The organism is Methanomethylovorans sp., from assembly GCF_041305605.1.
Taxonomy (GTDB): Archaea; Halobacteriota; Methanosarcinia; order Methanosarcinales; family Methanosarcinaceae; genus Methanomethylovorans.
Genome location: NZ_JBFYLB010000054.1, coordinates 1 through 7,931, shown reverse-complemented (window position 1 = coordinate 7,931; position 7,931 = coordinate 1). Strand labels below are relative to the sequence as shown.

Annotated in this window: 9 protein-coding genes; 5 read left to right on the top strand and 4 right to left on the bottom strand. The window is 38.9% G+C overall.

Annotation, left to right across the window (positions count from 1 at the left end):
- Positions 1 to 555, bottom strand: a 555-nt coding sequence (locus tag ACCM36_RS03735; protein WP_370572391.1) for a DUF362 domain-containing protein, incomplete at its 3' end; no start/stop codon positions are given.
- Between the two features lie 131 nt (positions 556 to 686).
- On the opposite strand from ACCM36_RS03735, the gene ACCM36_RS03730 reads away from it, so the two are divergent.
- Positions 687 to 1,790, top strand: a complete 1,104-nt coding sequence (locus ACCM36_RS03730) for a hypothetical protein (RefSeq protein ID WP_370572390.1) — start codon at positions 687 to 689, stop codon at positions 1,788 to 1,790.
- A 45-nt stretch (positions 1,791 to 1,835) separates the two neighbouring features.
- Complete coding sequence (locus tag ACCM36_RS03725) at positions 1,836 to 2,054, top strand: hypothetical protein (protein ID WP_370572389.1); 219 nt, start codon at positions 1,836 to 1,838, stop codon at positions 2,052 to 2,054.
- 147 nt (positions 2,055 to 2,201) lie between these two features.
- Here ACCM36_RS03725 and ACCM36_RS03720 read toward each other — a convergent pair whose 3' ends face one another.
- Positions 2,202 to 3,488: a sensor histidine kinase gene (locus ACCM36_RS03720; RefSeq protein WP_370572388.1), complete on the bottom strand. Its 1,287-nt coding sequence runs from the start codon at positions 3,486 to 3,488 to the stop codon at positions 2,202 to 2,204.
- A complete protein-coding gene (locus ACCM36_RS03715) occupies positions 3,454 to 4,602 on the bottom strand; it encodes an FIST signal transduction protein (protein WP_370572387.1) in 1,149 nt (382 codons plus the stop codon). Before ACCM36_RS03715 ends, ACCM36_RS03720 begins: the two co-directional genes overlap by 35 nt.
- A gap of 304 nt (positions 4,603 to 4,906) precedes the next feature.
- Here ACCM36_RS03715 and ACCM36_RS03710 point away from each other — a divergent pair, with 304 nt between their 5' ends.
- Together ACCM36_RS03710 and ACCM36_RS03705 are read left to right on the top strand one after the other, a co-directional pair.
- Entirely contained in the window at positions 4,907 to 5,080 is a 174-nt protein-coding gene (locus tag ACCM36_RS03710) for a hypothetical protein (RefSeq protein ID WP_370572386.1), read from the top strand.
- 336 nt (positions 5,081 to 5,416) lie between these two features.
- The gene (locus tag ACCM36_RS03705; RefSeq protein ID WP_370572385.1) at positions 5,417 to 5,587 is read left to right on the top strand and encodes a hypothetical protein; all 171 of its coding nucleotides are present in this window, start codon (positions 5,417 to 5,419) and stop codon (positions 5,585 to 5,587) included.
- Positions 5,588 to 5,590: 3 nt separating this feature from the next.
- On the opposite strand, the gene ACCM36_RS03700 is transcribed toward ACCM36_RS03705, so the two are convergent.
- Positions 5,591 to 6,067 carry a hypothetical protein gene (locus ACCM36_RS03700; RefSeq protein WP_370572384.1) on the bottom strand — a complete coding sequence of 159 codons (477 nt, stop codon included), beginning with the start codon at positions 6,065 to 6,067 and terminating at the stop codon, positions 5,591 to 5,593.
- Positions 6,068 to 7,004: 937 nt separating this feature from the next.
- Between ACCM36_RS03700 and ACCM36_RS03695 the strand changes: the two genes are divergently transcribed.
- Complete coding sequence (locus ACCM36_RS03695; protein ID WP_370572383.1) at positions 7,005 to 7,796, top strand: helix-turn-helix transcriptional regulator; 792 nt, start codon at positions 7,005 to 7,007, stop codon at positions 7,794 to 7,796.
- Positions 7,797 to 7,931 lie beyond the last annotated feature (135 nt).

Genomic DNA, 7,931 nt, shown 5'->3' with positions numbered 1-7,931 from the left:
CGGTTTGCCAGGGGCATGTACTTTTGCTTTACCTTCCTTGTCCAGGCATCCCATGCCCAGGTTCTTGACAGCACCACCGAAGCCAGATGCAGGATGACCTTTGCAATGTGATAGCATGATCATGGCATCAGCCTTTGCAATGGCAGAAGCTACTGTGATCTCGTCTATATATTCACCGCCTATGGGTACTGCAACACTGTCGTCCCCAAGCAGGCCGTCCGCAGAAATAAAAGGAGCGTTCATACTTCCGAATGTGAACCCATTCACAGCAGCTGTCCAGAGCAGATCAGCTCCATTGAAACGCTTTCCACTGTAAAGCACAGTGGTATCTGTTATGAAAGGTATCCCGCCAGCCTCTTTTACCAGATCGGCCACTGTCCGAACTATGACCGGCCGTACATAAGTTGTATTACCGTATTCTCCGGGATGTATCTTGATGGCTACAAGATCACCTTTTTCCACTATGTTTATTTTTTTGAAAAGCTCTTTGATCTGGTCTATCTGTGTATTTTCCGGTCCTATATCTGCAGCAGGCCTAAAGAACACTTCACTCATACTATTTCCTCCTTCAACCTCAGCGAAAGATATTTTGTGACATAACGATATAAAAAGATATGTTACTGATCCTATGGGAATATCGAATCTGTAACGTGAGTAATCATAGGATCTGAAGGGGGAGCTGGTCTATGGGCGTTGATGGGGTTGAAGGCACAGGTCAAAGATCCGAAAACTTGCCTCAATATGAAATATGGTATTCTGTCCGGGAAAAAGTATGGGATACAAGATCAGGAAAGTTCAGATGGACAGGTGAGTCTCAGGTATGGGACTGGGACAAATGTACAGTAGGACTTGCCAGAACCGGTAACAACATATTGAAACTGATCGTGAGAAGCAGTGTTCAAAAGCACAGCGGGTACATGGGTAAAGATGTAAATCTTCGTTATATGATGGGCTTCGATGTGACTTATATCAAAGAACCTGTGAAAGATGCATATCTCGCCAGGAAGTATTCGAATGATCCTGAAGAAAGAATGGGTCCAAAGGAGAGATGGGTTCTGGAACTTAATGATGAGCATTGGATATGGCAGTGGGCAGATGTAGGGGACAACTCAGAAATTTCTGTGATACATGAGATCTATCAAAGAATTATAAGTGAACTTGACGATCAACAATTGAATGCAGATAACATATTCGATGCAAATATAGATGATCTTCCGGATGACATAGTTCCGGTGATATATCAGCCTGCTGTAGATTCCCTTCGGAATTTTATACGGGAGATACACATACATAAAAACAACGAAACAGATGAAGGAGAAGAGGAAGGAGTGGAGGAGGAGATCACACTTCTATTTGAGAATGAAGAATTGCGCAGGCATTCTTTCAGAGGGATCGTCAACAGGACCTATGAACTATTCAGGCGCTTACATCATGGGAGAACAGTTGATATCGAAACTTTCAAGCTGCATATACCAAAAGACACTGCTGATACAGAGTTAAGTTTTGAGAACATCTACAGCAACACTCATGGACTGGTAGAGGATTCCATTCATGGAGACCCTCCAAAAGCTCCCAGAAGAAATGTCAAGTACTATCTGGGAAATCGCAGTCATCCAGTGGTATTCATTAATACTTCTAACCATGCAATGGCCGAATTCGACTGCAATCATGAGATGTGGAAGTGGGAATACATCCCCTGGCTCAAGGATTCACCGGTTAGACTGGGGCATAAGAGCAGGAAAGAGATAGAAAGGAGCTTCAAGTCTCTGTTAAAGTTTAGATTACATTGAAGCAAAGATAAGAATTTATCTGTATGTGGAGATGAAATTTCATGCTTGGAAGAAACCATCGGAAGAGCTGTCAATCGTACTTGTGGGGGGGCACTGGCAGGTTTTGATGTGCAGGCCAGAAAAATATTTGGAAGTCCCCTCTACTTTGTTAAAGAGAATATGTTCGCAGGAGTTTACGGAGAAGGTATTATGCTGCACCTAAGACCCGAGGATCAGACAGGTTATTTGCTGAACATGACGAGACTGCACCTTTTGAACCCATGAGGAGAAGAATGAAGGAATATGTAGTTCTGCCGCCATCTGTATATGATAACAATGAAGAGATGCGCAAATGGCTTAACATCTCATACGAGTATGTATTTTCACTTCCGCTGAAAGAAGAAAAAAGGCAAGAAATTGGATTTGAACAGTTCATAATTGTTGCAAGGTCACGCTTTCGGGAAATCTCGTCGGCAACGATAACATGAAAGTACTGCCTTTTCCCACTTCACTCTCGAGGGATACTTTACCATTGTGCATTGCAGCCAGTTTTTTGACAAGAGAAAGGCCCAGGCCAGTTCCCGGATGTTTTCGGCCAAGACTTGAATCAAGTTGTTTGAATGGTTCGAACAACTTTTTCTGGTCCTCCGGTGAAATACCAATTCCTGTATCTTTTACATGAATTCTTAACACATCATCTTTTACAGATGAGGAGATCGTGACCGATCCGCCGGGAGGTGTGAACTTGATAGCATTTCCGACAAGGTTGAATAATATCTGTTTTAGTTTGCTCTTGTCAGCCTGTATGACCACATCTTCAACGTAAGATGCTTCTAACGACAGATCGTTCTTAGAGGACAAGGGTTTAAGACTCGTTACAATTTCATCAACTATCTGCCTTAAGGATACATCCTCATACTTGAGGGTCATCTCACCTGCTTCGATCTTTGACAGATCAAGAATATCGTTGATTATATTCAGTAGATGTTTTCCGCTATTTGAGATATTACCTGCAAACCGAATCTGTTTACCGTTTAGTTCACCAAAGCTTCCAATAAGCAGCAGATCTGAGAAACCAATGATCGAATTAAGGGGGGTGCGTAGTTCATGGCTCATATTAGCAAGAAATTCACTTTTAGCACGGTTTGAAGATTCTGCAAGGATTTTATCCTCAAGTGCTTTTCTTTTCTCTTCCATTTCCCACAGAGATCTTTTGTGGAGAAGGCAGGCTTCAAGTGAAAATGTAAATTTGGATATAACATTATGCAGCTGGTTAGCTACGTATCCGGGATCTTCAAGCTCTTTCATCCAATATAGTTTCAATACACCAAAATCTTTAAGGGGATAAATTATGCATGAACCTGTTGTGAATTTTTTCTCTGCAATGAAATCCTTAAATCTCTCATGTCTTGAATTTATGACAAGCACATTTTTATGCGGAAATGAGGAAAACATTGGATGTGAAAGTGGAATTTTCCTTCGTGTAATATAGTACTCAGGATTTGCATATACAAGGCTGCCAATACCGTCGTCATTTAAAGACAGGTATTCATTCTTTATCCACACAGAAGCATAAGTAAGTCTCTTTCTGGACATCAGTTTATTTAGGAATCTATCACAATTATCCTTAATGTCCAATGAGTTTCCAATAGAAAGAGAGAGTTCATAGAGAAGAGATATCTGGTTAAATATCTCGGTGTGCTGTATCTGTTGATTCATGGAATACTCCAATGACAATGGTCTTATTAAGAAATTCGAGTACATCTCCACTTATTGAAGCAATCTCTCCAAGTGATAGAACACCTTCAGGAACCGTATCTATACTTCGAGCCTCTAATCCATTTTTAATTGTCTTCAATTCTTTTTTGAAATCATCCTGAAGGAATAATGACCTTCCGATGCAATCTATCACTACACAATAGTTAACACGGAGCTCTCCTTTAAGGAAGCAATCTTCTAATGCCTCCTGTGCTGCATTGACAAGGGCCAAATTCTCACCTTTCAGGATGTTAACAACCGCATTTTCCGGAACGTCCCCAGCACAGAACAGATCGCCATCAACACCTGCTTTAAGCACTTCCCGGACAAGGTCTTCATGGCCTTCAGTATAAATTCCGAATGGACAATGGCTTGATATGTCATAAAAATTGTTTTCATTGAATTCTTTTTCAAGACTTGATTCCACTGCTTCCTTGTAGATCGCAAAGGCATTTTTCCAGTTCAGTTCTTTGACAGAATTGCCTTCACTTTTTGTCACAACTATCGGACCGAGGGCTTTCTTCCAGCCATGATGTACTCCTATCCTGCATTGCATATCAATGAAACTTACAACAGCGGCATCTTCAAAAAATCCATCATTTGTAAAAATGCAGGGTCTTTGTTCTATTTCTAGAAAACCTGCCCCGCATCCCAAATATTCGACTGAGTCTGCAAACAGGTTATATATGGAAGAAAGAAAAGAGGAAATGCTGGAAGACATACAGTCAATAATTATAAGGGCTGTTGTGTTTGTTTTACTCAAGAATTTGAAGGACTGCATCAGATTTTCCATGTTAGTCGAGGCTTCACTGATATTGCGTATCAATATTGGTCTCTGTATCACGGGAAGGAAGTGAATTATTGCTCCGGTGTGATATTTTTCAGCTCCATATATCAGCCCCGGAAATATAGCACCAAAGAAATCTATTTCCCTTTTGTTGAGTTCAGAGATCAAATGTGTAATATCAGGTAGCTCTTGCTCAGCAAGCAATATAAGGACGGTCTTGTTCCTCGGAACATTTAGTTTCTCTATGGCATTGACTATTTCTTCTACATTTGAAGTAGGAATATACATCTATACCTCTAAGATTAAGAATCTAGTTTAAAGTTATATAAGATAAATTCAAAGTTTTTGGGAAACTTTGTGAGGGGTCATGCTTCAGACTCAAACCTATAGTATGTGGTTCTATTTTATATATGCTTTCTTAATAAAAATATGTGATAATGATCTCAGAAGAATTGAAATGCCCATTGTTATACAAATTATCCGATATCACTCTGAAGAAACCTTAGCAAGCAAGTACATAGAATATATATTTTATAAAATCAACTATAGTTTATTTCGACAACATATATAAAGCCAGATTACTTAGTATATCTTGAACGAAGACAATTGGAGCAAACAAATGAAAAAGAGAATTAATACTGAAGAACATGAGCGTGGTGAAACACACGGCTTCCATGCAATAACTAATGGTCGCATTGAGAACCCTTTCACCAGCGAAGATATGGAGATCTACCGTTTCATGATGGGTGGAATCATCGGCAAGTAAAGCATTTTGGGGACAACAAAGGGATTAGCATGCAACAAATATGTAATTTTTGTTCTTCAAATTTGAAGAAACAGCAAATAGGTTTAAATTTTTTATTTTATTGCAGGAAATGTGGGAGGATCACATCAATAAGAGAAGATATCACATTGCAGATCCATGAGGAATTGGTGACTGCATGTGCATGATAGAAATGATGGGCTACTCACAGGGGAACAAGTTGCTTTATTGTAAAGGTTGCATCATCTTCAAGATAACGGGTAATTGTCAATACCTCAGATCATGTGAAAGAAATCAGGATCATTGTCGCGGGAACAACTTAGCGGAGGTAGCACATTAATGAAAAAGAATACAGAGATGATCGGACTCAGGACTAATTTGGGAACAAAGGATAACCTGGCAATGTCTGAAGGAGCACCTAAGGACATAACCTGTGAATTGAACAGGAAAAGAGAGAAATGGTTTAAGGCAGTAGAGTATTTCACATGTGTGGATGATGTTAATTTCTGATGTCTAGCAGACATCATCAACATACCAGTCCACATAGGCGATAAGTTCTTTCTTATCCCAATCCTTTAATCGTATAGGGCTGTCTTTCCTTGCACCGTTAAAAAGGTCTTTCATCATGCTTTCATCAAGAACATGCACTTTGTATGTTCCTTTTTCTGCCATTCTTATATAGTATCCCGGGCTCAAAGTATCGGATTTTTTCCACATTTTGATCTTTTCATAATCCCATAGAGATGTAGCCCATTGTGCAAGCTTTAAGATGTATTCATCTGCTACATCCTCAACATTACCGAGAATGACACAGTGCTTACAGTCTTCTGTAAATTCTATACTGTTTTTCTGGCGAACTATCTCTGGCATAATTAAAACCAAATAAGACAACAAGGAGGTACTATAATTATGTTGTGTTCTGAGGACAGTACTATAATTTTCATTAAGTGATGTTTGTACATCATAATACGAAGCTTCCATCATAACCATTTCTTTCCCTCCGTTAAAGGATTTATATAAACTGTCGTGCAATAATGTGTTCCTTTTGAACCTTACGGCAGGAATATACCCTACTCAAAGGTTGTAAGCCTCAATTTTGTTGAAGGTATACCAAATCTGTATGTTGCTCCTATGTGTGACTACTATGGCACTCAAGACCTTTTTTAGCGTTTAGATTTTTTTCAATAAGGAAGATGGAAGGATAGATTGGCGCCATCCTTCCTCTTTTCGGTCCACCACCGATTGCATTTTCCACTCCCTGTGAAAATGGCATCTTTTCAGTGTAAAAGGCCATTTTCACTAAGCTTGTTTCAAAAATTCTACTTTTCCTTTTTTGGCATAGCAGGCGAATTCTATGAAATTATGGAATGTGATTTTTGAAACAAGCTTCAGACCCCCTAATTGCTTGAGAACTCCCAAGTTCCCAACCCACAGGTATATTCAATTGAGACATGCATTTCTCTCTCAATCTTACATAATCCTTTTATTTTCATATATTTAACGTAAACGTAGTAGAATATTACATATCTTATCAAACTTTAACGGTATTATAATTTACAACAGCATTATCATATATTCTGCAGATATCCATAAATAAAAATATCTTCTTCAGGATGCTACATAGTAATATTAATTAGGAACTGTTGATTTGAAACTAATGATATAATTATGGACCAGTTTCAAAACTTCTACTTGTCCGGATTTGACTGTGCAATACCTTGATTGCCTGAAGGAAAAATGAGTTTTGAACCAACTTCAATGTGATAAACATACAGTTGCATGAAAAATACCTTGAATTTCGAAGGGCAATTTTTAATAGGACAAATTACTACTCTTTATAAGAGAGTTGAATAGGAAAATACTGATGCAGCCTCATGTATTTTTAGGGTTCTAAGTAGGAAGGTAGTATTAGCAGGAGATAATATTGATGAAGAAACCTTTGCACGATGTCATGTTCGCCTCCGAGAAAAGAAAGAAAACACTTTTATTGCTGAAAGATGGCTCAAAAGAAATGGGGGTGATCCTGCAATCCCTGAATACTACGAGAGAAGCACTGCTCCCTCAAATCAGAATTCTGGAAAACAGTTATCTTATTCAATATATAGACAGGGATGCTTATGAACTGACAACTATTGGAAAGATACTCATTGACAAAATTACTCCATTCATAGATACCCTGGAAGTTCTTGATAATGATATAGATTACTGGGGACAGCATGATCTCGACTTCATTCCTCCGCACTTGCTTAAAAGACTCCATGAACTTGAACTCTGCACTGTGATGACAAATATCCCTTCTACAGAGGTTTGGGAACCTAGCAAAATAGTCCTTGAAAAAAGCAGAGAGTCAAAATACCAGTGTTCTGTCACCACTTTCTTGTTCCCGCACTTCCCATCAATGCTTGCAGATTTCAATAAGCGTGGGGTAAACATGTTGCTGGTGGTTTCCGAAGAACTTCTTGTAAAAATAAAGCAGGAAATGGATGATGGTTTCAGGAATCTGCTTATTAGTGAGCCCAATCAAGTTTATGTATATCCGCATAAAATGGGTTTTACGTCCTTCGGGCACAATGACTTTTGCTTTATGATGAGATTGTTAACTAAAACAGGCGATTACGACCAAAAATACGTAGTAGCCCATAGGCCCTCTGCACTCGAATGGGCAAAAGAGCTATTTGAATATTATCTTAAACAGTCTACCAGGGTCATTGATTTATAAGTAACATGATATTGGGCTCTGTAGAGAGCTGTCTATTGTTTACTTAGAATTGAGTTAAATCTGAAATGGAACTGTATACTTTGTGAAGGGTTATGCATTTGCTCTTCCGGATATGAGTTATACAACTTCTCTGAT

Bases quoted from the DNA above. Each gene is read 5' to 3' on its own strand.
- ACCM36_RS03730 (WP_370572390.1), top strand. From the start codon at position 687: ATGGGCGTTGATGGGGTTGAAGGCACAGGTCAAAGATCCGAAAACTTG.
- ACCM36_RS03720 (WP_370572388.1), bottom strand. From the start codon at position 3,488: ATGAATCAACAGATACAGCACACCGAGATATTTAACCAGATATCTCTT.
- ACCM36_RS03715 (WP_370572387.1), bottom strand. From the start codon at position 4,602: ATGTATATTCCTACTTCAAATGTAGAAGAAATAGTCAATGCCATAGAG.
- ACCM36_RS03705 (WP_370572385.1), top strand. From the start codon at position 5,417: ATGAAAAAGAATACAGAGATGATCGGACTCAGGACTAATTTGGGAACA.
- ACCM36_RS03700 (WP_370572384.1), bottom strand. From the start codon at position 6,067: ATGGTTATGATGGAAGCTTCGTATTATGATGTACAAACATCACTTAAT.
- ACCM36_RS03695 (WP_370572383.1), top strand. From the start codon at position 7,005: ATGAAGAAACCTTTGCACGATGTCATGTTCGCCTCCGAGAAAAGAAAG.